The following is a 20,872-nucleotide window of genomic DNA, read 5'->3' as shown; positions in this document are numbered from 1 at the left end:
AGAAAGCTCAACAACTCAATACGGAATGCCCACGGTATAAAGCAGCTTCTGTGCCAACCTGGATTAGTTCGTCGTCATTCGTAAAGTATCGTAATCTCAATGGCTTACGTCTTTGTTTGCGAAGGAAGGGTCTTTCCTTTGTCAACCCAGCGTTCAAACGATGACATCTACGTCTGAAGCTCGACCCGGATACTCTCTATCTCGAAAGCGCAGCGCTGCCCAAGTCCCATAGAGGCAAGAACACGCCCAGGGCGAGAACCAAGACCAGGACCCCCAGGCCCACGATCAGGATCGGCTCGATCTGGGCGGAGAGGGTCTTCAGCTCGTACTCCACTTCCCGCTGGTACATATCGGCGATCTCCTGCAGAAGATCGTCCAGCGCTCCCGAGTCTTCCCCTACCTTGATCATCTGCAGCACCACCGGGGTGAAGATTCCCGCCTGGATCGCCGCCCGCAGGACGCTCTCCCCTCGCTCGACGCTGGAGCGCATCTTCTCCACCCGGCCCGCCACGTAGTCGTTGTCCACCACCTGGGCCACCAGGCTGAGCCCCTGCACCACGGGCACGCCGCTCCTCAGGGCCAAGGAGAGGCTTCGGGCGAAGCGGGCCATGGTGGCCTTGTGGACGATCTTGCCCGCGATGGGGATCCCGAGCTTCGCCCGGTCCCAGCCGTGGCGCCCTTGGGGGGTGCGGACGAGGCTCTGGAAGGCGAGGGCAGCCACGATCGCGCCCCCCAGAAGCCACGGCCAGTGGCTCACCATGAAGTCGGAGAAGCCGATGAGGAAGCGGGTGAGGGTAGGCAGCTCGGCCTTGAAGCCGGCGTACACCTTGGCGAAGGCCGGAATGACGAAGACATTGATGATGGTGAGGGCGATCGCCATGGCGGCCAGCACGAAAAGAGGATAGCGCAACGCCGACTTCACCTGCTCCCGCATGAACTTCTGGAACTCCAGGTGATGGAACAGCCGCAGGAACACTTCCTCCAGGCGGCCGGTCCTCTCTCCCACCTGCACCATGGCCACATAGAAGGGAGAAAACACCGGCTGCTGCCGGGCGAGGGCCGCCGACAGCTCCCGCCCAGCGTCCAGGTGCTCGCGGATGCGCTGCAGAACGGCGCGAAACGCCCGGTTGTCGGTGGACTCCTGCAGTCCCGCCAGGGCCTGCATGATGGGGACCCCCGCCTTGAGGAGCGTGAACATCTGGCGGCTGAAGAGCAAGAGATCCAGGAGGCGCACCCGCTCCCGGAACAGGGTGAAGCGCGTCTCCCCGCCCGCGGCGGGCCGCGGCGCGTCGGCGGGCACGATGTCCACCGGCGTGACCCCGCTCGCAAAAAGCTGCGCTGCCACCGCCCCTGCGTCGGCCCCTTCCAGAACGCCCTGCACCGCCTCCCCGGCGGGGCTCCTGCCCTTGTATGCAAAAAACGCCATGGTCTCCTTCCCCGTCCGTCAATCCTCGCCTTGGCTCGCTACCCGCATGGCTTCCGCCACGGTGGTCTTGCCCGCCGCCGCAAGCTGCGCGGCGTGGCGCCGCAGGGTGCCCCCTCCCATCTGCTCGCGCGCCGCCGCGGCGAAGGCAGAAGCGTCTTCCCGGCTCAAAGCCTCCACCACGGGGCGGGTCATCTCCAGCATCTCGTAGATCCCTGTGCGGCCCCGATAGCCGGTGCCGCTGCAGCGGGAACAACCCCGGCCGCGGACGAAGCCTGCGTTCGAGGCGCCGACCGCCGGCTCCTGGCGCAGCCATTCCAGTTCCTGGGGAAGCGGACGGTAGGGCTCGGCGCAACCCTCGCACACGAGGCGCAGCAGCCGCTGGGCCAGGACCAGGTGCAGTGACATGGCCACCATGTAACGGGGCGCGCCCATGTCTAGGAGCCGAATAGGCGTGCTCACGGCGTCGTTGGTGTGCAAGGTGGAAAAAACCAAGTGGCCGGTCATGGCGGCCCGCAGGCCCGTCTCCACCGTACCCTGGTCCCGCATCTCCCCCACCAGGATCACGTCCGGGTCCTGGCGCAGGGCGGAGCGCAGCACGCGCCCGAAGGTGAGGTCGATCTTCTCGTGGACCTGCACCTGGCTGATCCCCGGAAGCCGGTACTCCACCGGGTCTTCCACGGTGATGATCTTGCGTTCCACCGAGTTGAGCTCGGAAAGGAGCGCGTAGAGGGTGGTGGTCTTGCCGCTGCCGGTGGGACCGGTCACCAGCACCATCCCGGACGGGCGCTGGATCATCTGGCGCAGCCGATCCTGGATTTCCTCCGGCATGCCGAGCTGGGAAAGCCGCAGCAGCCCCTCGCTCTGGTTGAGAAGCCGCATGACGATGGACTCGCCATGCTGGGTGGGCATGGTGGAAAGGCGCACGTCGATGCTCGATCCCCGCACCCTGACGTTGAACCGGCCGTCCTGGGGAAGGCGCCGCTCGGCGATGTCCAGCCCGGCCATGAGCTTCAGCCGCAGCGCCAGGGCCGAGGCGATGCGCAGATCCGTCTCGGTCTGCAGGTGCAGCACCCCGTCGATGCGGAAGCGGATCTGCAGCCGCCGTTCCTGGGGCTCGATGTGGATGTCTGAGGCGCGCACCTGGACCGCGTCCTCGAAGACCGTCTGCAGGAGCTTCACCACCGGGGCGTCTTCCACCCCTGCGCCGAGGCCCAGGGCTGCCAGGTCGATGCCGGGCTCCCCCAGCTCTTCCTCCAGAGCTTGAGCGAGGCTGCTGATCTCCTCGGTGCGCCGGTAGACCCGGTCGATCACCTCCAGAAGCTGGGACTCGGTCACCACGGCGAGCTCCAGGTCCCGTTTGAGGACGCGGGTAAGTTCGTCGTAGGCGAAGAGATCCGTGGGGTCCGCCATCCCCACCCGCAAGGCAGAACCGATTTCCTCCAGCGCCAGGGCGCGGAAGCGCCGGGCGTAGACTTCAGGCAGTTTCTGCGCCACCTCCGGGCGGATGTCCTGGCGCCGGAGATCCACGAAGGGAATCTTGAGCTGCCGGGCGAGGGCCCGGGAGATCTCGTCCTCGGTGACGAAACCCAGCTCCACCAGGGTCCGTCCCAGCTTGCGGCCGGTCCGCTTCTGCTCAGCGAGCGCGCGGGCGAGCTGATCCTCGGAGATGAGCTTCTGGTCCACCAAAAGCTGCCCCAGGCGTACTCTTTCAGTCCGGGCCAAGGGGTTCCTCCCATGATTTCGTGTAAAAAGCGAATAGCAATCTTCATGCCATTGAAAGTGAATGCAAAGATCCTGAGGACGCTTGAGCTCGAAATACTGGAAGTCGTCCTGTACTAGCCGGATATCCCGCCCAATGGGAGGGTGGTGTTCGGCCCGAAGAGCCGGGGGTTGGCCGAGGAAGTCCTGGCGGAATTCACGCCCGCAGGGCGACTGCGCATCCCCATCAGGCAAGGTGGCCCAAGCCTCAACCTGGCCAACGCGGTGGCCGTGGTGGTGTACGAGGCTTGGCAGCAGGTGGGGTTTACCGAAAAGGAAGAATTGTGACGCTCCGGGCTAGCTCGCGGGATGCTCGGGCTTCGGTTCCCGGGAAAGCAGCATGTCCACCGCCTGCTCGGGAGGCAGTTCCTGGAACAGGACCCGGTAGACCGCCTCGGTGATGGGCATGTCTACTCCCAGGCGCTGGGCGAGCCCGTGAACTTCCCGGGCCGTGTTCACCCCCTCGGCCACGTGGCCCAGGCTGCCTAGGATCTCTTCGAGGTGCTTGCCCTGGGCGAGCAGGCGGCCCACCTGGCGGTTGCGGGAAAGATCCCCGGTGCAGGTGAGGATCAGGTCCCCCGCCCCGGCCAACCCGAGAAATGTTTCCTGGCGGCCGCCCAGCTTGAGCCCCAACCGGGTGATCTCGGCCAGGCCCCGGGTGATCAACGCCGCCCGGGCGTTGTGGCCTAAGCCCAGGCCGTCGCAGATGCCGGCGGCGATGGCGATCACGTTCTTGACCGCGCCCCCCACCTCGACCCCCACCACATCGGTGCTGGAGTAAACCCGCAACCGCGGCCCGTGGAGCGTCCGGGCGGCGCCCTCGGCGAACGCCACATCCGCGGCCGCCAGAGTGACCGCAGTGGGCAGCCCCCGGGCCACTTCCTGGGCAAAGCTCGGGCCCGAGAGCACCCCGTACTGGGCCTCCCGGCCCAGGGTCTCCTCCGCCACCTGGTGGGGAAGGCGCCCCGTGGCGGGTTCGAAGCCCTTGCTCGCCACCACCACCGGAGGCGCCAGGGCCCGGGCGGCCACTCGCTGGAGGGTTTCCCGCAAAGCGGCGGTGGGCACCACCGCCAAGGCTAGGTCGGCCCCGGCGAGCGCCATGGCGGGGTCGCCCTCCAGCGCCACCGAGGGAGGGATCGGGAAACCGGGCAGGTAACGGCCATTGACCCGGGTGCGCTCCATGGCCTCCAGGTCCGCCGGATCCCATACCCAGAGGACGATCGAGTGGCGGTCCGCCAGGTTCATGGCAAGGGCGGTCCCCCACGCCCCTGCCCCCAGCACGGCGATCCTCATCCGCCCCATACCTGGCCGACGGGGACGAAACCGGTCTGCCCGTCTCGGTGCCGTACCTGGACCCAGCCCGGAACGGACCCTTCCAGCCGCTCCAGCACGACCCCCTTCTCGGCCTCGAAGACGAGGGGTGCGCCCGGGTCCGGCTGGCGGCGCACCACGGCGCGGGGGGCGCTGACAATGACGGTGGGCCGCTCCGCGAGGGCCCGCTTTTCGACCCAGGCCAGATCCCCCGCCACGTCCCGCACCTTGACCCAGTGCTCCAGAGAAACCACCACCTCCAGGGGATAGCCCGGGCTCGCCACGTACAGGGGCCGCCCCTGGAGGGAGGGGGCGTCGTAGAGGACCGCCGGCTCGGCCCCCACCGCCCGGTATTCGGTAGCCAGGACCGGCATCGCCCCGGCGAGCAGCAGGACCGTCAGCAGGGGCGCCTGGAAAAGCCGCCGGCTCATGATGCGGCCGGGGGCTGGGAGGCAGCCCGCTCCCGACGCTGGCGGTACAGGGCCTCGAAGTTGACCGGGGAAAGGATCACCGGGGGGAAGCCCGCCCGCCCCACCACGTCGGAAACCACTTCCCGGACATAAGGGAAGAGGATGTTGGGGCAGGCGATACCGAGCACCGGATCCAAGTCCTCCGCCGAGAGGTTGCGGATCTGGAAGATGCCCGACTGGGCCGCCTCCACTAGGAACAGAACCTTCTCCTTCGCTTTGGCCGTGACGGTCACCGTGACCACCGCCTCGTAGATCCCATCGTTGAGGGGCTGGGCCTGGGTATGGAGCTGGACCTCCACCTGGGGCGGCTCCCGCTCCAGGAAGGCCTGGGCCCCATGGGGAATCTCCAGGGAGAGGTCCTTGACGTAGAGCTTTTCAATGGAGAAGACCGGTTGCGCTGGTTGATCGTTCATGGAAAAGGTCCTGGGAAACTACCCATTTTTTAAGAGAAAGAGGGGGAATCGTCCGGCTCACCGCCTGGGCCGGTTCGCCGTCACTCCGCCAGCAACGCATCCAGGCGGCCGGCCCGGTTGAGGGCCGCCAGGTCGTCGTAACCCCCCACGTGGGTGTCGCCGATGAAAATCTGGGGCACGGTGCGGCGCCCCGTCCTGCGTACCATCTCCTCGCGCAGGGCCGGCTCCAGGTCGACCCGGATCTTCACGATCTCCCGCACGCCCTTCTGTCTAAGCAGGGCTTCCGCCATCTGGCAATAAGGGCAGACGGCGGTGCAGTACATGTTCACCCGGGCCACCGAGCTAACCCTTTTCGATGGGCAGGTTGGCCTGTTCCCACGCCACCAGCCCGCCCTTCAGCACCCATACCTCTTCGAACCCACGCTTGCGCAAAAGGTTGGCGGCGGCGCCGGAGCGGTTCCCGCTGCGGCAAATGATCAGGATGGGCCGCTTCCGATATTTCTCCAGCTCCCTGATGCGGCTGTCGATGGCGGTCAGGGGCACGTGTCGCGAGTGGGGAATGTGGGCCGCTCGGTACTCGCCTTCGTCGCGCACGTCCAGCACCAGGGCGTCTCGTTGGTTGATGAGCCGGGTCGCCTCCAGGGTTCCCACCTGGGGAATGCCCAGGATCTTGGGGCCGAGAAAGGACCAGACCAACATCCCGCCGCTCACCACCGCGATCAGCACGAGCCAGATGTTGTCCTGAATAAACTCCATAGCAGATTCGTCCGCTTTGTTTGATCCTACGCAACGTGCAGCGCATTCTATCAAACCCGTTCTGGCCGGCCGGAGGGCACGAAAATCGGCTGTTCCTGGCTCTCCCGCCAGCGGAACCCGGCTGCTCCCTCACCTTTGCCTTGCCTGGGTTCAAGAGAAAGTAAGCACATGCTCAATAGTTGAGCGCCGAAGGGCTTTCCGTCTTTTGTGCGGCACAAAAAAAGACGGAAGGCGAAAGCGGGCGGTAGTGGGCGGAAATTATGAATTAGAAAGTAGTAATATTTTGTTGTCTGCGGGCGAAAGGCTTATGTCAAAACAAGCCGGCGCCAAGCCGGACCCTATTGGGTATAGCCGCAGAAAACCTCGCGCATCATATTGATTAATTTCAATATGCGCGGGTCTGCGATGCGGTAGTAAACTCGGTTGGCATCCTTGCGAGTGCGCAACACCCCCTTGTCGCGCAAAATGGCGAGATGCTGGCTGATATTGCTCTGGGAGGTGCCTACGGCCTCCACGATCTCCTGGACGCTCACCTCCCTCTCCCCCAGCACGCAGAGAATCTTGAGCCGCAGGGGATGGGACATGGCTTTGATCGCCCGGGAAGCTTGCTCGATGTGCTCATCCTGGTCGATGAGCTGGTGGAGAAAGTCCATTTTTGAAGTCGCGGTCGACGGCATGGATGTCGTGGTCAACGGCAGCGTTGTGGGGGCTTAAGGAACGCTATGAAAGCATACTAGAATATTAAAGTAAATTTCTGCTCCCTCGGCCGTCCTTCACAGAAAAAAGAGGCATATGGCAACGCACAAACTGGTCCTGCTCCGCCACGGAGAGAGCCTGTGGAACCGGGAGAACCGCTTCACCGGCTGGACCGATGTGGACCTGTCGGAGAAGGGAATCGAAGAGGCCCGGGCCGCGGGCCGTGTGCTCAAGGCGGAGGGTTTCGACTTCGACCTGGCGTTCACCTCGGTCCTCAAGCGGGCAATCCGCACCCTGTGGCTCGCCCTGGACGAAATGGACCTCATGTGGATCCCCGTCCACAACTCCTGGCGGTTGAACGAGCGCCACTACGGCGCCTTGCAGGGGCTCAACAAGGCCGAGACCGCCGCCCGCTACGGCGAGCAGCAGGTACTCCTGTGGCGCCGCAGTTACGACACTCCGCCCCCCGCCCTGGAGCCCTCCGATCCGCGCCACCCCGGCCGCGATCGGCGCTACCGGGAGCTCAACCCGGAGGAGCTGCCCCTCGCCGAGTCCCTCAAAGACACCGTGGCCCGGTTCGTTCCCTACTGGACCGGGGCCATCGCCCCCGCCGTTCGGCAGGGCTCCCGGGTGCTCATCGTGGGCCACGGCAATTCCCTGCGCGCCCTGATCAAATATCTGGACCGGGTGAGCGACCAGGATATCGTGGGCCTCAACATTCCCACCGGCATCCCCCTGGTCTACGAGCTGGGTCCGAACCTCGAGCCGCTGCGCCACTATTACCTCGGTGACCCGCAAACCGTGGCCCAGGCCGCCCAGGCCGTTGCCAACCAGGGCCGGGCCCGCTGAAGGGCTGCCGCCCCGGGCGGGACGCCTCCTCGTCGCGGCGCTGGCCGCGTCCGTCGTCTTTTCGGTCCAGGCCGGACCGAAGGACGAGCTGGGGGAGTTGCGCCAGCGCCTGCAAGCCCTACGCCAGGAGCTGGAGAAGAACGAAGGATCCAGGGTCGAGGCCGCCGACGCCTTGCGCAGCTCCGAACGAGCGATCAGCGAAGCCAACCGGAAGCTGGCGGCGCTGGAGGCGCGGGAGCGGGAGATCGACGCCCGGCTCGCCGCCCTGGATGAAGAGGCCCGCCGGATCGAGCAAGCCATCCGGGAGCAACGGGAGGTCATCGGCCGGCTTCTCCGGGAACGGTACCGGGCCGGCCAGCAGGAAAGCCTGCGCCTGATCCTGAACAGCGAAGACCCCAACCAGATCGCCCGCCACCTGCACTACCTCACCTATCTCGCCCGCGCCAGAACCGAACGGGTGCGGGCGCTGAAAGAGGACCTGGACCGGCTGGCCCGCCTACAGGGGCAAGCCCGGGAGGAACGCGAGGGCCTGGCCCAGGTGCGGGCGGATCAGACGGCCGAGCGTCAGAGGCTGGAAAAAGAGCAGGAGGCGCGCAGGACGGTTCTCGCCCGGCTTGCCGAAAAAATCCAGGAACAGCGCCGGCAGATCGACACCCTCAAGCGGGACGAGGTGCGGCTCGCCCGGCTGGTAGAGCGGCTGGGCAAGGCGCTTTCGGGCCGCAAGTCGCCGCCGCCTCTGCGCAACCAGGCCACCCCCGACGCCTCCCTGGACGGCCGGGCCTTCGCCGAGCTGAAAGGACGACTGCGGCTCCCCGTACCGGGGGAACTCGCCCATCGCTTCGGCAGCCCAAGGGAAGGCGGACTCACCTGGAAAGGCTTGTTCATCAGGACGCCGCCCGGGCAACCGGTAAAGGCCATCGCCGCGGGCACGGTGGTGTTCGCCGACTGGTTGCGGGGCTTCGGGAATTTGCTGATACTGGACCACGGACGGGGGTTCATGAGCTTGTACGGATTCAACGAAGCTCTGTTGCGGGAAGTCGGCGACCGGGTGAAGGGCGGCGAGCCGGTCGCCCAGACGGGCAACACCGGCGGCCATTCCGAAACGGGGCTATACTTTGAAATTCGACATGAGGGAAAACCGCTCGACCCGTTGGAGTGGGTGACGCTACGTTGATCGAGCCGGGGTTGCTTGGGGGTCGCGGGCACGAAAGGCGTCTCGTGCCGGCGCGGGAAGTTGGAGTAACCGGTAATGCGTAACAAAGTGCATCAAATCGTCCTGGTTCTGGCGGGAGTGGTGGCGGGCGTTTTCTTGAGCCTGCACTTTTCGGCCGTGGCGAACAAGGACGCCTTGACTCCCTTGCCGGTGGAGGAGTTGCGCGCGTTCGCCGAGGTCTACGGGCGCATCAAGAGCGACTACGTGGAGCCGGTGGACGACAAGAAGCTCATCACCGAGGCCATCAACGGCATGCTGACGGGGCTGGACCCCCACTCCGCTTACCTGGACCAGGAGGCGTACAAGGAGCTCCAGGTCGGCACCCAGGGCGAGTTCGGCGGCCTCGGCATCGAGGTCGGCATGGAAGACGGCTTTGTCAAGATCATTTCCCCCATCGAGGATACGCCGGCCCACCGGGCGGGCCTCAAGGCGGGCGACCTGATCATCAAGCTGGACGACACCTCGGTGAAGGGCATGTCCCTCAACGAGGCGGTCAAGCGCATGCGCGGCAAGCCCAACACCCAGATCACCCTCACGGTGCTGCGCAAGGGGGAGGCCAAGCCCTTCGTGGTGACCCTCACCCGGGCCATCATCAAGATCCAGAGCGTCAAATCCAAGCTGATCGAGCCGGACTATGCCTATATCCGCATCACCCAGTTCCAGGAGCATACCGGGGAGAACCTGGTGAAGGCCGTGCAGAATCTTTACAAGCAGAACGAACGGGATCTCAAGGGACTGGTCCTCGATCTGCGCAATGACCCCGGGGGGCTCTTGAACGGGGCCGTGGCGGTGGCGGCGGCGTTCCTGCCCAAGGACGCGCTGGTGGTCTACACGGACGGGCGCACCGAGGACGCCAAGATGCGGCTCACCGCCAGCGCCGAGAACTACCTGCGCGGCCCCTACCGCCGGGATTACCTCAAGGACCTGCCGACCCAAGCGAAGTCCGTGCCCATGGTGGTGCTGGTGAATGGGGGTACCGCCTCGGCCTCGGAAATCGTGGCGGGGGCGCTACAGGACCACAAGCGGGCCGTGATCATGGGCACCCCCACCTTTGGCAAAGGCTCGGTGCAGACTATCCTGCCCCTGGGCAACAACACGGCCATCAAGCTCACCACCGCCCGTTACTATACGCCGAGCGGCCGCTCGATCCAGGCGAAGGGCATCGAGCCCGATATCCTGGTGGAAGACCCGGCCAGCTCGGACCTGGAGGCCCTGCGCCTGCGGGAGGCCGACCTGGAGCGGCATTTGTCCAACGGCCAGGATCAGGGCAGGAAGGATAAGGAGGGACCGGGGAACAGGGAGCCCGCCACCAGCCCGCAGAACGACAAACCCAAGGACGGGGCGCCGGACAGCGCGGAGCGGCGCAAGCCCACGGAGTTCGGCTCCAAGGACGACTACCAGCTCGCCCAGGCCCTCAACCTGCTCAAGGGGCTCAACATCATCGCCAAGTAGGGTGCCCGGGCGGGTGACCTGGCATCCGGTTTGGCGCTACCATGGGAGCGTTGCCTTCGCCCGCGGCCGGCGGAGGCGCCCGCTTCCATGGCTCTCGACGACCGTCACAAGCAACGCCATCTCGTGTTCCATCCGTTGCCCCCCGGCCAGGCGGAAGCGGCCGCCGCCCTGCTCGGCCGTATCGACGGGTTGAAGGTGCGCTGCGAACCGGATGGGGTATCGCTGCGGGTGGAGTACGATCTGCCCGACTTCACCCTCCAGGGCATCGAAGAGACCTTGACCGGCCGCGGCTTCCACCTGGACGGCTCCCTGCTCTCCCGGCTGCGCCGGGCCCTCGTCCACTACTGTGAAGAGGTGCAGTGCGAGAACCTGGCCGCAGAGGGGGAACGCTGCCAGAAATCCCGCGAAATCTGGGTTCAGGCCTACGAACACCATCCCCACGGGGACGCGGACGAGACGCCGGAGGAATGGCGGGCGTATCGATGACGAGGCGGGAGCCTTTCGCAACGAAACGTTCGAATTCCCGAGGACGAGCCGAGGCGGCGCGCCCCCTCCGCCGCAGCGCGCAGGCGAACCCATGAACGACCAGCAGCTTCTCCGCTACAGCCGGCACATCCTGCTCCCCGAGATCGGCATCGAGGGTCAAGAACGCATCCTCGCCGCCCATGCCCTGGTGATCGGCGCAGGCGGCCTGGGTTCCCCCGTGGCCCTGTACCTCACCTCCGCGGGCATCGGCACCCTGACCCTGTGCGACGGCGACCAGGTGGACCTCACCAACCTCCAGCGCCAGATCGTGCACCGGAGCGACGCCCTGGGGCTGCCCAAGGTGGAGTCGGCCCGGCGCACCCTCGCCACCATCAACCCGGAGGTGCGGGTCGAGCCCGTGGCCCAGCGCCTCGACGCCGAGGCCATCGACCGGCTCGTGGGGGAAGCCCACGTGGTGGTGGATTGCAGCGACAATTTCGCCACGCGCCACGCCATCAACCGGGCGTGCGTGGCCCACCGCCGTCCCCTGGTCTCGGGGGCGGGGGTGCGCTTCGACGGCCAGGTGGCGGTGTTCGATCTGCGCCGCGGGGACAGCCCTTGCTACCACTGCCTGTTCCCGGAAGAGGGGGAGGCGGAAGAAACCCGCTGCGCGGTGATGGGGGTGTTCGCGCCCCTGGTGGGCATCATCGGCGCGGTGCAGGCGGCGGAGGCGTTGAAGCTCGTGGCGGGCGTGGGCGAGCCTCTCGCCGGCCGGCTGCTCCTGCTTGATGCCCTCGCCATGGAATGGCGCGAGGTCAAGCTCAGCAAGGACCCCCGCTGTCCCGTGTGCAGCCGGCAGCCGGCCGCGGCCCACGCCTAGCCGGAACCTAATCCCCCAGCAGATCGGCGCGCTGGCCGTTCCAGTATTCCATCGGGTCGCGCTTGAAACCGCTCTTGGCGTACTGGTGCCAGCGGCCCACCACGAAGCTCATGATCAGGTTGGCCCGGGCGGCGGGATCGGCCGCGCCGTCGATCTCCCCCTGGCCGACGGCGAAGCGCAGCGCCTGCCGCAGGCTCGCCTCCAGGCGGTCGTGGAGCTGGTTGACCCGGCCCTGGAGCCGCCCGTCCTCGTAGATCAGGGCGTCCCCGATCAACACCCGGGTCATTCCCGGGTTCTGGCGCGCGAAACCGAGCAGCAGGGAGACTATGCTCTCCAACTGGCGTTTGCCGCTCGGCTCCTCCGCGGTGATCTTGTTCACCAGCCCGAACAGGGTCTGCTCGATGAACTCGATCAGGCCCTCGTACATCTGGGCCTTGCTGGCGAAATGCCGGTAAAGGGCTGCCTCGGACACGTCGAGCCGGGCCGCCAGCGCCGCCGTGGTGATCTTCTCCCCCTTCGGCTCTTCCAGCATCTGGGCCAGAGCCCTCAGGATCTGCAGCTTTCTTTCGCCGCGCCTCGCTGGCATCGCCCCTCCCCTGTGCCGCGCCGCTCCCCGTCCGTTATATCAGCAAGTGCAGCCTGTGCGGAAGCTCCGGCAGGGAGCTTATCTTGACATCGACGTACGGGGGCAGCCGCCCGGAGCGGGTCACCCAGACCGTGCGCATCCCCAGCCGTTTCGCGGTGCGCAAGTTCTGTGGAGTGTCGTCCACCATGACGCAGCGCCGCGGCGACAGGCGGTGCCGGTCGAGCAGCCGGCGGAAGCCGTAGACGTCCGGCTTGGGACGGAACTGGGTGTGCTCGATGGAAAACACGTCGTCGAAATACCGGTCGACGTCCAGGAGCCGCACCACCGCTCGGGCGTAGTGGGCCGGCGCGTTGGAAAAAACGATCTTGCGGCCGGGCAGGCGCCGCAGGACGCCGTGCAGGTATGGCTCCCGGCGCAGCATGCGCTCGAGTTCCGGGAACTGATGCGTGTGCCAGAGGAAGTGGCGCGGGTCGGTGCCGTGGTGGCGCATGAGCCCCAGCAGCGTCGCCCCGTAGCGTTTCCAGTAGGCGACGCGCAGGGCCTGGGCGGCCTCCGGATCGAGATCGAGATGGGCCTGTAGATAAGCCGTCATGCTGCGGCTCAAGTGGGGAAAGATATGGGGCGAGGCGTCATGGAGCGTGTTGTCCAGGTCGAAGATCCAGGTGAGGCCCCGCATCGCCGACTCCGCTCCCGGCCGGCATATCCCCGGGTAGCGTCTAACGGGCCTTGATCAGGGTGCCGACCCCTTCGTCCGTCAGCACCTCGAGGAGCACGGCGTGCTCCACCCGCCCGTCGATGATATGCACAGATTTCACGCCGCTGCGCGCCGCGTCCAGGGCCGCGGCGATCTTGGGCAGCATGCCGCCCGAAAGCGTACCGTCGGCGAGCAGGGCGTCCACCTCCTTGGGGGTGAGCCCGGTGAGGAGCCTGCCGTCCTTGTCCAGCACCCCCGGGGTGTTGGTGAGCAGGATCAGCTTTTCGGCGCGCAGCACCTCCGCCAGCTTGCCGGCCACCACGTCGGCGTTGATGTTGTATGCCTCGCCCTCGGCGCCGACCCCGATCGGGGCGATGACCGGAATGAAGTCGCCCTGGTCGAGGAAAGCGATCAGGCCGGGATCGACGCTCACGATCTCGCCCACCTGGCCGATGTCGATCGGCTCCTCGGCGTTGTCGCGGCTCGGCATGAGGAGCTTCCTGGCGCGGATGAAGGCCCCGTCCTTGCCCGTGAGCCCCACCGCCTTGCCGCCGTGCTGGTTGATGCGGTTGACGATTTCCTTGTTCACCAGGCCGCCCAGCACCATCTCCACCAGATCCATGGTTTCCCGGTCGGTCACCCGCATGCCCTGGACGAACCGTCCCTGCTTGCCCACCCGGGCGAGCAGCTCGTCTATCTGGGGGCCGCCGCCGTGCACCACCACCGGATTCATGCCCACGAGCTTCAACAGCACCACGTCCCGGGCGAAACCGTTTTTCAGGTTCTCGTCGATCATGGCGTTGCCGCCGTACTTGATGACGATGGTCTTGCCATGGAAGCGCCGGATGTAGGGCAGCGCCTCGGCGAGAACCCGCGCCTTTTCGCGGGCGCTGGCGGGGGTAAGGCTCATGGGGGACGGGGCTCGGGGGAACGGGATTGGGGAAAAAAGAGCTCGCGACGCGGGGAAAACCTGCCTTATTCTACATCGGCCGGCAGGCCACGCGCGGGCGTTGCCGCCAGCGCGTGGCCCGTGCCGTACGCCGCATGGATGCCTGTCAAGAGATGGTCAGCCGGCGGCCGCTTGCTGCCGTGCGCTTGGGCAGGGTAAGCTCCAGCACGCCGTCGACGAAGCGGGCGCTCGCGGCCCCTTCGTCCACTTCCTGCCCCAGGGAGAAGGCGCGGAAGAGCTTTCCGTAGTAACGCTCCCGGCGCAACACCTTTTCGTTCTGCCGCTCCTCGCCGTTCTTCTTCACCTCCGCGGCGATGGCCACCTGATTGCCGTCGATGGTGACCTGGATGTCGTCTTTTTTGACACCGGGCAGCTCCGCCAGCACGGTGTACTTCTGCTCGTCCTCCTTCACGTCCATCCTGAAATGGGCGGGTCCCCGGCTCTCCAGGCTCATGGGTCGGACGAAAAACCCCTGCAGCAGGTCGTCCAGCTCTCCAAAGGGATCGAAGCGGGTGATGTTAGCCATGGGTGCCTCCGTCGGTGCTGGTGCATGGGTGGAACCTTTTTTGTTTAAATAGGTGCTGGAGCGCCTGTTTCAAGGCCGGCCCGGTGAGGGAGACCCACGGCGGGCCGTACGGCCCGGAAACCTTTCTCGCCAGCGCGCGGTCTTCCGGGAGGGCGGACGCCTCGCGGAAACGGATCCTGAGGTCGTTCGCCGCAAGACGGTATAATACAAATTTTGCCTATGACACGTCTCCTTACCGCCCTTCTCTTCGCCAGCTTTCTCCTCCACGCCCAAGCCCAGACTCCCGGAGCGCCCAAGGCGCCGCCCGTGACGGCCAAGGCGTGGGTGCTCATGGACTTCTATACCGGCCAGGTGATCGCCGGGGAAAACATGCACGAACGCATGGAGCCGGCCTCCCTGACCAAGCTCATGACGGCCTACCTCGCCTTCTCGGCCCTCAAGCAGAAGCAGTTGCGCCTCGACCAGACGGTACCGGTATCGACGAAGGCCTGGCGCGCCGAGGGCTCCCGCATGTTCATCGAGCCGGGGAAGCCGGTGACGGTGGAGGAGCTGTTGAACGGCATGATCGTGCAGTCCGGCAACGACGCCTCCATCGCCCTGGCCGAGGCCGTCGCCGGCTCCGAGCAGGTCTTCGCCCAGATGATGAACCGGGAGGCGGCCCGGCTCGGCCTCAAGAACACCCAGTTCGTCAACGCCACCGGGCTGCCCGACCCGCAGCAATATTCCACCGCCCACGACATCGCCCTACTGGCGGCTGCGTTGATCCGTGATTTCCCGGATTTCTACCCGCTCTACTCGCAAAAGGAGTACACCTATAACAACATCCGGCAGGCCAACCGCAACCGCCTGCTGTGGACCGATCCCTACGTGGACGGGGTGAAGACCGGCCACACGGAGGCCGCAGGGTACTGCCTGGTCGCCTCTACCCGCCGGGACGGCCGGCGCCTGATCTCGGTGGTTATGGGGGCGGGCTCCGAGACCGCCCGGGCGGTGGAGAGCCAGAAGCTGCTCAACTGGGGATTGCAGTTCTTCGACACGGTGCGGGTGTACCAGAAAGGGCAGGAGGTGGCCGTGCTGCCGGTCTGGAAAGGCAAGGAGAACGCGGTCAAGGTGGGCTTCCAGGACGACCTCTACCTCACCCTTCCCAAGGGCCAGGCGGAGCGCATTAAGGCCGCCCTGGAGCGGCAGGAACCCCTGATCGCCCCGGTGGCGGCGGGCCAGAAGGTGGGAACCTTGCGCCTCACCGTGGACGGCCAGCCGCTGGGCGAGTATCCGGTGGTGGCGTTGCAGAGCGTCCCGGTGGCCAACGTCTTCGGTCGCGCCTGGGACAGCTTGAAGCTCCTATTCAACTGAGGCTGCCATGATCTACCTGAACGGCCAGTTCATGCCCCTGGAAGAGGCGCGCATCCCGGTGCTGGACCGCGGCTTCATCTTCGGCGACGGGGTCTACGAGCTGATCCCGGTGTATTCGCGCCACCCGTTTCGCCTGGTCGAGCACCTGCAACGGCTGGATGCGAGCCTCAAGGAAATCCGGCTGCCCAATCCCCATTCTCTCGACGAGTGGGCGCGCCTTGTCCAAGAGGTCATCGCCCGCAATCCCTGGGAGGACCAGGGCGTGTACCTGCAGGTGACCCGCGGCGTGGCTCCGCGCGACCACGCTTTTCCCGTAGGCGTCGATCCCACCGTGTTCATCATGGCGAACCCCCTGTCCACCCCGCCCCGGGAGCAGATGGAAAAAGGGGTCGCCTGCGTCACTGCCGCCGACAACCGCTGGCTCCGGTGCAACATCAAGTCCATTTCGCTTCTGGCCAACGTGCTGCTGCGGCAGCAGGCGGTTGACGCTGGAGCGGTGGAGACCATCCTGCTGCGGGACGGCTTCCTCACCGAGGGGTCGGCGAGCAACGTGTTCGTGGTGCGCGGGGACACCCTGCTCACGCCGCCCAAGAACCACTTGATCCTGCCGGGCATCACCTACGACGTGGTGCTGGAGCTGGCCGCCTCCGGCGGCATCCCCGCGGAGGTGCGCGAGGTGTCGGAATTCGAGCTTCGTTCCGCCCAGGAGGTAATGCTCACCTCCTCCACCAAGGAAATCCTGGCGGTGGTGGAGCTGGACGGCCGGAAGGTGGGCGGCGGCCGGCCCGGACCGGTGTTCCAGCGGCTCCACCGGCTGTACCAGGAGTTCAAAGCCCGGGTGATGCGGACTCCGGCCCAGTCCCAGGCCCTCACCCGTTGAGATGGAGCCTTATGGACGAGCCCGCTTCAGCCCTCCGATACCCGTGCGATTTCCCCCTCAAGGTGATGGGACGGATGGAGCCTGGCTTCGCCCAGGCGGTGCTGGAGATCGTGCTGCAGCATGCCCCGGACTTCGACGCTGCGTCCATGGAGCTGCGCCCGAGCCGGCAAGCCCGCTACCTCAGCGTGACCTGCACCGTCCGCGCCACTTCGCGGGAGCAGCTCGATGCCCTGTACCGAGCCCTGTGCGACCACCCGAAGGTGGTGATGGTGCTGTGACGAGAGAGGACGCATGGGGCTGGAGGTGCTGAAACCAGCGGAGCCGAGCCACGAGGGCAACGCGCCCGCGGACGGGGTCGCAGTGCCTACGCCCGAAGGGCGCAGGGGCAACCCGGGAGCGGGCAAAGGCGCGCCCGCTTTCGTGATCCGACGGCTGGGGCATGCCGACTACGTCCCCACCTGGCAGGCGATGAAGGCGTTCACCCTTTCCCGGCGCGAAGACACACCGGACGAGCTGTGGGTCGTGGAGCATCCCCCCGTCTATACCGTGGGGCTGGCCGGGCGGGCGGAGCACCTGCCGCGCCGCGCCGACATCCCGGTGGTGCAGGTAGACCGGGGCGGCCAGATCACCTACCATGGGCCGGGCCAGATCGTCGTCTACCTGCTCCTGGACCTGCGCCGGCTGAAGCTCGCCGTGCGCCCGCTGGTGCGGCGCATGGAGCGGGCCGTGATCCAGCTCCTCGCCCGGCGCGGCGTCGAGGCCCACGCCCGAGACGACGCGCCGGGCGTCTACGTGGAGGGCGCCAAGATCGCAGCGCTGGGGTTGCGGATCCGCAACGGCTGCTGTTACCACGGGCTGGCGTTTAACGTGGACATGGACCTTGCGCCCTTCGAGGCCATCGACCCCTGCGGCTACCCGGGCTTGCGGGTGACGCAAGCGCGCAACTGGGGACTCACCGAACCCATGGACGCCCTGGCCGAGGAATTGATGGAAAACCTGGTAAGCGCCCTGTATCCGAGCATCCGACCATGACCGGCGCCATCGAGCGGGAAAAAGGTGCGGCCAAGACCGCCCGCAATCCCATCAAGATCGTTCCCCAGGAGACCCTTCTCAAGAAACCTTCCTGGATCCGGGTGCGAGTGGGGGGCGGCGAGCGGTTCCAGGAGATCAAGCGGCTGCTGCGCGCCCAGAGGCTGCACACCGTGTGCGAAGAGGCCTCCTGCCCCAACATCGGCGAGTGCTTCGGCAAGGGCACGGCCACTTTCATGATCCTGGGGGACCTGTGCACCCGCCGCTGCCCCTTCTGCGACGTGGCCCACGGCCGGCCGAAGCCGCCGGACCCCGAAGAGCCGCGGCATCTCGCGGAGACCGTGGCAGCGCTGAAGCTCAGATACGTGGTGATCACCAGCGTCGACCGGGACGACCTGCGGGACGGCGGCGCCCGGCACTTCGCCGATTGCATCCAGGCGCTGCGGCAGCGCTCTCCAGGGACCCGGATCGAGATCCTGGTGCCCGATTTCCGCGGCCGGCTGGAAGTGGCCCTCGAGATCCTTACCCGCCATCCCCCGGACGTGATGAACCACAACCTGGAGACGGTACCGCGGCTCTACAAGCTGGCGCGCCCAGGGGCGGATTACGCCCACTCCCTCAGGCTGCTCCAGGCGTTCAAGGCCCGGGCGCCGGGCGTGCCCACCAAGTCCGGGCTGATGGTGGGCCTGGGGGAGACGGACGAGGAGATCCTGGCGGTGATGCGCGACCTGCGGGCCCACGACGTGGAAATGCTCACCATCGGCCAGTACCTCCAGCCCACGGCCGGACACCTCCCCGTGGCCCGCTACGTGGAGCCCGAACGATTCCAGGCCTACGAGCGGGCGGCGCGGGAGATGGGCTTCGCCCACGCAGCGTGCGGCCCCCTGGTGCGCTCCAGCTACCACGCGGACCTACAGGCCCACGAGGCCGGCGTCTATTGAGCCTTCGTCAAGGGTTGTTTGACCATTGACCGCAGTCCCCTCCCTCCTCCCGGGAGAGGGGTTGAGCGCTCGCCGTGGAAATCCTGCCGCTCAAGGCGCCGCGGTCTCTCCCCGCCGCATCGGGACGAAAAACTCCAGCGGGCTGCGGAAAAAGCGCTTCACCACCTGCCACAAGAGCCCCTTCGCATCCCGCAGCCTGGCCCTGCGCGCCCGCAGGGCCACGTTGATCGCCAGGGTGAAGCTCACCAGCAGGTTAGTGACGCCGATCAGGTATAACCCCACCAGGCTGACGGCCAGGGCCTCCCACGCCACGGCATGCTCCAGCCCGACCAGGGCGTAGCCCAGGTTGGCGGTGGAGAAGGCGACGTGGCGGATGTCTAGGGGTAAGCCCATCAGAAACCCGATGAAGGGCGTGATCCCCAGGAGGACGCCGAAGAAGAAGTTGCCCGCCAGCGCCCCCAGGTGCTCGTGCACGTAGCCGGCGAAGCGCTCGGTGCGCTCCCTCCCCAGCAGCCGGTTCAGCCAGCGCAGATGTTTCACGCGCTGCGGGATTTGGTTGTAGACCGCCAGGTTGTCGTAATAGCCGGCGATCAGTCCTGCCAGGAACAGCCACACTCCCGCGATGGCGGCGTGGACCAGGGCGAGGCTCGTCCAGGGATCGAGCTCGTGCAGCAGCAGACCTGCCTTGGCCGGCGACACCGCGTGCTCGTCCAGCAGGCCGAACCAGAGCCAGGCGAGGAGATACGCCACCGGAAACGCCATCACCATGTTGCCCACGATGGCGATGAACTGGCTACGCATCACGTCCACGATCAGCGTTTCCAGCTTGCTCAGGTTGCGCCGGCCCGAGTCGGTTTCCGCCTCGATGGTGGCGGCGATGGTCTGGGCGGTCATGGCGGGCTGCTTGGTGGCGATGGTGAAATGGAAAAGATGCACCACCACGAAACCGAGCCCGTAGTTGAGACACACCGCCGCGGCCTCGATCAGGGGCGGAAGCTGGAGCTTGAGCAGGGCGATCTTGACCAGGGCCATGACGCCCACGATGAGCCCGGCGCCCATGGCGGAGCGCAGCATGCCGAAATACTCGGACGCGGTCACGGTCACGTAGTGCTCGCCCGCCCGGCCGCCCCGCTCCACGATCTGCAGCGCCAGCAGCTCCACGTTCTGGGCGATGTAGCGGCGCAGGCTGGCGCGGGTGTTCTCCGCCTGGATCACCTGCTTGAGCAGGGCGAGGGCCTGCCGGGGCCGGTCCTGGGCCTGGGCGGGATCCAGGAGGGCGAGGAGCGTCTTGACGCGCTCGATCGATTGAGCGAGGCGCAGCAGCAGGTAGCCCAGGTTCACGCTGGCGCCGTTCTTATTGGCCCGCCGCCGGATGCGGGCCATCACCTCCTCGCACTGGTGCAGAAGCACCCCCAGGTGCCGGTCGTCCTCGGGGGCCGGCTCGCGCCCGTCGAGCCATGCCCGGTAGCGCCGGATCCAGGCCACGATCTCCTGATTCTGGGCGAGGAACGGAGACTCGAACTCCTCGATGGCCGGCTCGTTGCGCACGAGCTCCGGTTCGAGCCCCATGGCCGCGATGCGGTAGGAGACGATTTGCAGCGCCTCCAGCACCTCCTCCTGCAGGGCGCCGGGGTCGGCGGCTTCGGCCAGCCTCAGGGCCCGGTACAGGCCGAGCCAGGTGTCTTCCGGGATACGGCCCACCCACTGATAGTCGTCCCGCCGCCAGAACACGACACCGATCAGATCCCGCAGATGGGCGGGATTCGGGGCCCAAGGGAGGAGGGCGCCGCCGATGCGCCGCAGCAGACCCCGGGCAAAACTCTCGTTGGGGAAGATTCCGCTGTCGGCGTACAGGTGCACCTGGCGCTTGGAGGCCAGCAGGTGAAGCAAGTAACGGCGGAAGGCATCCTGATACTCGGCGTTCTCCTCCAGGAGAAGCGCGAGCTGCTGGAGACGGGCGATGGCGGAGGCAACCTTCGCTGGATTCTCCGGCCGCAGCCTATCCACCAGGTGGACCAGGGGAGCGATGTCCTCGGAATCGGCGCCGACGAAGGCCTGAAGCGCCCGCTCCAGATGCTGGCCCTGAGCTTCCTGCGCCGTCCGGGTCATCCGGTCGCTCCCAAGACAATGGAATGAGGAAGTTTGCGGTCTTTCCCCGGTGGCGGCAAGCTTCCCGCTTTATTGAGCCTCCGGTAAATGGTTGACGAACCATTTACCGCTGTCCC

The 20,872-nt window shown here is 66.6% G+C and carries 24 protein-coding genes; 11 read left to right on the top strand and 13 right to left on the bottom strand.

Annotation, left to right across the window (positions count from 1 at the left end):
- Window positions 1-196 precede the first annotated feature (196 nt).
- Window positions 197-1,426: a type II secretion system F family protein gene (locus tag ACUVYZ_RS04865; protein WP_439933542.1), complete on the bottom strand. Its 1,230-nt coding sequence runs from the start codon at window positions 1,424-1,426 to the stop codon at window positions 197-199.
- 18 nt (window positions 1,427-1,444) lie between these two features.
- Window positions 1,445-3,148 carry a GspE/PulE family protein gene (locus tag ACUVYZ_RS04860; RefSeq protein WP_439933541.1) on the bottom strand — a complete coding sequence of 568 codons (1,704 nt, stop codon included), beginning with the start codon at window positions 3,146-3,148 and terminating at the stop codon, window positions 1,445-1,447.
- 141 nt (window positions 3,149-3,289) lie between these two features.
- On the opposite strand from ACUVYZ_RS04860, the gene ACUVYZ_RS04855 reads away from it, so the two are divergent.
- Entirely contained in the window at window positions 3,290-3,472 is a 183-nt protein-coding gene (locus ACUVYZ_RS04855) for a tRNA (cytidine(34)-2'-O)-methyltransferase (RefSeq protein ID WP_439933540.1), read from the top strand.
- A 9-nt stretch (window positions 3,473-3,481) separates the two neighbouring features.
- Here ACUVYZ_RS04855 and ACUVYZ_RS04850 read toward each other — a convergent pair whose 3' ends face one another.
- The 6 genes from ACUVYZ_RS04850 to ACUVYZ_RS04825 form a co-directional block, all read right to left on the bottom strand.
- Window positions 3,482-4,477: an NAD(P)H-dependent glycerol-3-phosphate dehydrogenase gene (locus ACUVYZ_RS04850; RefSeq protein WP_439933539.1), complete on the bottom strand. Its 996-nt coding sequence runs from the start codon at window positions 4,475-4,477 to the stop codon at window positions 3,482-3,484.
- Window positions 4,474-4,926, bottom strand: coding sequence for an SH3 domain-containing protein (locus ACUVYZ_RS04845; protein WP_439933538.1), 453 nt, complete (start codon window positions 4,924-4,926; stop codon window positions 4,474-4,476). Before ACUVYZ_RS04845 ends, ACUVYZ_RS04850 begins: the two co-directional genes overlap by 4 nt.
- Window positions 4,923-5,378 (bottom strand): protein-export chaperone SecB, encoded by a 456-nt coding sequence (gene secB, locus ACUVYZ_RS04840; RefSeq protein ID WP_439933537.1) that lies wholly within the window; start codon window positions 5,376-5,378, stop codon window positions 4,923-4,925. Before secB ends, ACUVYZ_RS04845 begins: the two co-directional genes overlap by 4 nt.
- Before the next feature lie 80 nt (window positions 5,379-5,458).
- Complete coding sequence (gene grxC / locus ACUVYZ_RS04835; RefSeq protein ID WP_439933625.1) at window positions 5,459-5,701, bottom strand: glutaredoxin 3; 243 nt, start codon at window positions 5,699-5,701, stop codon at window positions 5,459-5,461.
- A gap of 19 nt (window positions 5,702-5,720) precedes the next feature.
- Window positions 5,721-6,134 (bottom strand): rhodanese-like domain-containing protein, encoded by a 414-nt coding sequence (locus ACUVYZ_RS04830; RefSeq protein ID WP_439933536.1) that lies wholly within the window; start codon window positions 6,132-6,134, stop codon window positions 5,721-5,723.
- Between the two features lie 338 nt (window positions 6,135-6,472).
- Window positions 6,473-6,787: an ArsR/SmtB family transcription factor gene (locus ACUVYZ_RS04825; protein WP_333843830.1), complete on the bottom strand. Its 315-nt coding sequence runs from the start codon at window positions 6,785-6,787 to the stop codon at window positions 6,473-6,475.
- A 139-nt stretch (window positions 6,788-6,926) separates the two neighbouring features.
- Between ACUVYZ_RS04825 and gpmA the strand changes: the two genes are divergently transcribed.
- The 5 genes from gpmA (at window position 6,927) to ACUVYZ_RS04800 (ending at window position 11,689) form a co-directional block, all read left to right on the top strand.
- A complete protein-coding gene (gene gpmA, locus ACUVYZ_RS04820) occupies window positions 6,927-7,679 on the top strand; it encodes a 2,3-diphosphoglycerate-dependent phosphoglycerate mutase (protein ID WP_439933535.1) in 753 nt (250 codons plus the stop codon).
- The gene (locus tag ACUVYZ_RS04815; protein ID WP_439933534.1) at window positions 7,654-8,853 is read left to right on the top strand and encodes a murein hydrolase activator EnvC family protein; all 1,200 of its coding nucleotides are present in this window, start codon (window positions 7,654-7,656) and stop codon (window positions 8,851-8,853) included. The genes gpmA and ACUVYZ_RS04815 overlap by 26 nt, the downstream gene beginning before the upstream one ends.
- A 75-nt stretch (window positions 8,854-8,928) precedes the next feature.
- Window positions 8,929-10,344, top strand: a complete 1,416-nt coding sequence (locus ACUVYZ_RS04810) for a S41 family peptidase (protein WP_439933533.1) — start codon at window positions 8,929-8,931, stop codon at window positions 10,342-10,344.
- Window positions 10,345-10,431: 87 nt separating this feature from the next.
- A complete protein-coding gene (locus ACUVYZ_RS04805) occupies window positions 10,432-10,830 on the top strand; it encodes a hypothetical protein (RefSeq protein WP_439933532.1) in 399 nt (132 codons plus the stop codon).
- 91 nt (window positions 10,831-10,921) lie between these two features.
- Complete coding sequence (locus ACUVYZ_RS04800; RefSeq protein ID WP_439933531.1) at window positions 10,922-11,689, top strand: HesA/MoeB/ThiF family protein; 768 nt, start codon at window positions 10,922-10,924, stop codon at window positions 11,687-11,689.
- A gap of 7 nt (window positions 11,690-11,696) precedes the next feature.
- Here ACUVYZ_RS04800 and slmA read toward each other — a convergent pair whose 3' ends face one another.
- The 4 genes from slmA to ACUVYZ_RS04780 all read right to left on the bottom strand — a co-directional run bounded on the left by slmA (window position 11,697) and on the right by ACUVYZ_RS04780 (window position 14,444).
- Window positions 11,697-12,275: a nucleoid occlusion factor SlmA gene (gene slmA, locus ACUVYZ_RS04795; RefSeq protein WP_439933530.1), complete on the bottom strand. Its 579-nt coding sequence runs from the start codon at window positions 12,273-12,275 to the stop codon at window positions 11,697-11,699.
- A 34-nt stretch (window positions 12,276-12,309) separates the two neighbouring features.
- Window positions 12,310-12,951 (bottom strand): pyrimidine 5'-nucleotidase, encoded by a 642-nt coding sequence (locus ACUVYZ_RS04790; RefSeq protein ID WP_439933529.1) that lies wholly within the window; start codon window positions 12,949-12,951, stop codon window positions 12,310-12,312.
- A gap of 40 nt (window positions 12,952-12,991) precedes the next feature.
- Window positions 12,992-13,879, bottom strand: a complete 888-nt coding sequence (gene argB / locus ACUVYZ_RS04785; protein ID WP_439933528.1) for an acetylglutamate kinase — start codon at window positions 13,877-13,879, stop codon at window positions 12,992-12,994.
- A 145-nt stretch (window positions 13,880-14,024) separates the two neighbouring features.
- A complete protein-coding gene (locus ACUVYZ_RS04780) occupies window positions 14,025-14,444 on the bottom strand; it encodes an Hsp20/alpha crystallin family protein (RefSeq protein WP_439933527.1) in 420 nt (139 codons plus the stop codon).
- Window positions 14,445-14,663: 219 nt separating this feature from the next.
- Here ACUVYZ_RS04780 and ACUVYZ_RS04775 point away from each other — a divergent pair, with 219 nt between their 5' ends.
- The 5 genes from ACUVYZ_RS04775 to lipA all read left to right on the top strand — a co-directional run bounded on the left by ACUVYZ_RS04775 (window position 14,664) and on the right by lipA (window position 18,647).
- Window positions 14,664-15,797, top strand: coding sequence for a D-alanyl-D-alanine carboxypeptidase family protein (locus tag ACUVYZ_RS04775; protein ID WP_439933526.1), 1,134 nt, complete (start codon window positions 14,664-14,666; stop codon window positions 15,795-15,797).
- A gap of 7 nt (window positions 15,798-15,804) precedes the next feature.
- Window positions 15,805-16,677, top strand: coding sequence for a D-amino acid aminotransferase (locus ACUVYZ_RS04770; protein ID WP_439933525.1), 873 nt, complete (start codon window positions 15,805-15,807; stop codon window positions 16,675-16,677).
- 11 nt (window positions 16,678-16,688) lie between these two features.
- Window positions 16,689-16,955 (top strand): YbeD family protein, encoded by a 267-nt coding sequence (locus tag ACUVYZ_RS04765; RefSeq protein ID WP_439933524.1) that lies wholly within the window; start codon window positions 16,689-16,691, stop codon window positions 16,953-16,955.
- A 190-nt stretch (window positions 16,956-17,145) separates the two neighbouring features.
- Window positions 17,146-17,709 carry a lipoyl(octanoyl) transferase LipB gene (lipB, locus tag ACUVYZ_RS04760; protein WP_439933624.1) on the top strand — a complete coding sequence of 188 codons (564 nt, stop codon included), beginning with the start codon at window positions 17,146-17,148 and terminating at the stop codon, window positions 17,707-17,709.
- A complete protein-coding gene (gene lipA / locus ACUVYZ_RS04755; protein WP_439933523.1) occupies window positions 17,706-18,647 on the top strand; it encodes a lipoyl synthase in 942 nt (313 codons plus the stop codon). Before lipB ends, lipA begins: the two co-directional genes overlap by 4 nt.
- Before the next feature lie 90 nt (window positions 18,648-18,737).
- Here the strand turns inward: lipA and ACUVYZ_RS04750 are convergent, their stop codons facing one another.
- The gene (locus tag ACUVYZ_RS04750; protein ID WP_439933522.1) at window positions 18,738-20,756 is read right to left on the bottom strand and encodes a site-specific recombinase; all 2,019 of its coding nucleotides are present in this window, start codon (window positions 20,754-20,756) and stop codon (window positions 18,738-18,740) included.
- Window positions 20,757-20,872 lie beyond the last annotated feature (116 nt).

It is taken from the genome of Pelomicrobium sp. P1, assembly GCF_052805615.1.
The sequence above is the reverse complement of the archived record's forward strand: the minus strand, read 5'-3'. Positions and strand labels throughout refer to the sequence as shown.

Excerpts from the sequence above, each read along its gene's own strand:
- ACUVYZ_RS04770 (WP_439933525.1), top strand. The coding sequence starts at position 15,805 with ATGATCTACCTGAACGGCCAGTTCATGCCCCTGGAAGAGGCGCGCATC.
- ACUVYZ_RS04810 (WP_439933533.1), top strand. The coding sequence starts at position 8,929 with ATGCGTAACAAAGTGCATCAAATCGTCCTGGTTCTGGCGGGAGTGGTG.
- ACUVYZ_RS04800 (WP_439933531.1), top strand. The coding sequence starts at position 10,922 with ATGAACGACCAGCAGCTTCTCCGCTACAGCCGGCACATCCTGCTCCCC.
- gpmA (WP_439933535.1), top strand. The coding sequence starts at position 6,927 with ATGGCAACGCACAAACTGGTCCTGCTCCGCCACGGAGAGAGCCTGTGG.
- ACUVYZ_RS04765 (WP_439933524.1), top strand. The coding sequence starts at position 16,689 with ATGGACGAGCCCGCTTCAGCCCTCCGATACCCGTGCGATTTCCCCCTC.
- lipB (WP_439933624.1), top strand. The coding sequence starts at position 17,146 with ATGAAGGCGTTCACCCTTTCCCGGCGCGAAGACACACCGGACGAGCTG.
- ACUVYZ_RS04805 (WP_439933532.1), top strand. The coding sequence starts at position 10,432 with ATGGCTCTCGACGACCGTCACAAGCAACGCCATCTCGTGTTCCATCCG.
- ACUVYZ_RS04780 (WP_439933527.1), bottom strand. The coding sequence starts at position 14,444 with ATGGCTAACATCACCCGCTTCGATCCCTTTGGAGAGCTGGACGACCTG.
- ACUVYZ_RS04865 (WP_439933542.1), bottom strand. The coding sequence starts at position 1,426 with ATGGCGTTTTTTGCATACAAGGGCAGGAGCCCCGCCGGGGAGGCGGTG.
- ACUVYZ_RS04830 (WP_439933536.1), bottom strand. The coding sequence starts at position 6,134 with ATGGAGTTTATTCAGGACAACATCTGGCTCGTGCTGATCGCGGTGGTG.
- slmA (WP_439933530.1), bottom strand. The coding sequence starts at position 12,275 with ATGCCAGCGAGGCGCGGCGAAAGAAAGCTGCAGATCCTGAGGGCTCTG.
- grxC (WP_439933625.1), bottom strand. The coding sequence starts at position 5,701 with ATGTACTGCACCGCCGTCTGCCCTTATTGCCAGATGGCGGAAGCCCTG.
- ACUVYZ_RS04790 (WP_439933529.1), bottom strand. The coding sequence starts at position 12,951 with ATGCGGGGCCTCACCTGGATCTTCGACCTGGACAACACGCTCCATGAC.
- ACUVYZ_RS04825 (WP_333843830.1), bottom strand. The coding sequence starts at position 6,787 with ATGGACTTTCTCCACCAGCTCATCGACCAGGATGAGCACATCGAGCAA.
- ACUVYZ_RS04750 (WP_439933522.1), bottom strand. The coding sequence starts at position 20,756 with ATGACCCGGACGGCGCAGGAAGCTCAGGGCCAGCATCTGGAGCGGGCG.
- secB (WP_439933537.1), bottom strand. The coding sequence starts at position 5,378 with ATGAACGATCAACCAGCGCAACCGGTCTTCTCCATTGAAAAGCTCTAC.
- lipA (WP_439933523.1), top strand. The coding sequence starts at position 17,706 with ATGACCGGCGCCATCGAGCGGGAAAAAGGTGCGGCCAAGACCGCCCGC.
- ACUVYZ_RS04775 (WP_439933526.1), top strand. The coding sequence starts at position 14,664 with ATGACACGTCTCCTTACCGCCCTTCTCTTCGCCAGCTTTCTCCTCCAC.
- ACUVYZ_RS04850 (WP_439933539.1), bottom strand. The coding sequence starts at position 4,477 with ATGAGGATCGCCGTGCTGGGGGCAGGGGCGTGGGGGACCGCCCTTGCC.
- argB (WP_439933528.1), bottom strand. The coding sequence starts at position 13,879 with ATGAGCCTTACCCCCGCCAGCGCCCGCGAAAAGGCGCGGGTTCTCGCC.
- ACUVYZ_RS04845 (WP_439933538.1), bottom strand. The coding sequence starts at position 4,926 with ATGAGCCGGCGGCTTTTCCAGGCGCCCCTGCTGACGGTCCTGCTGCTC.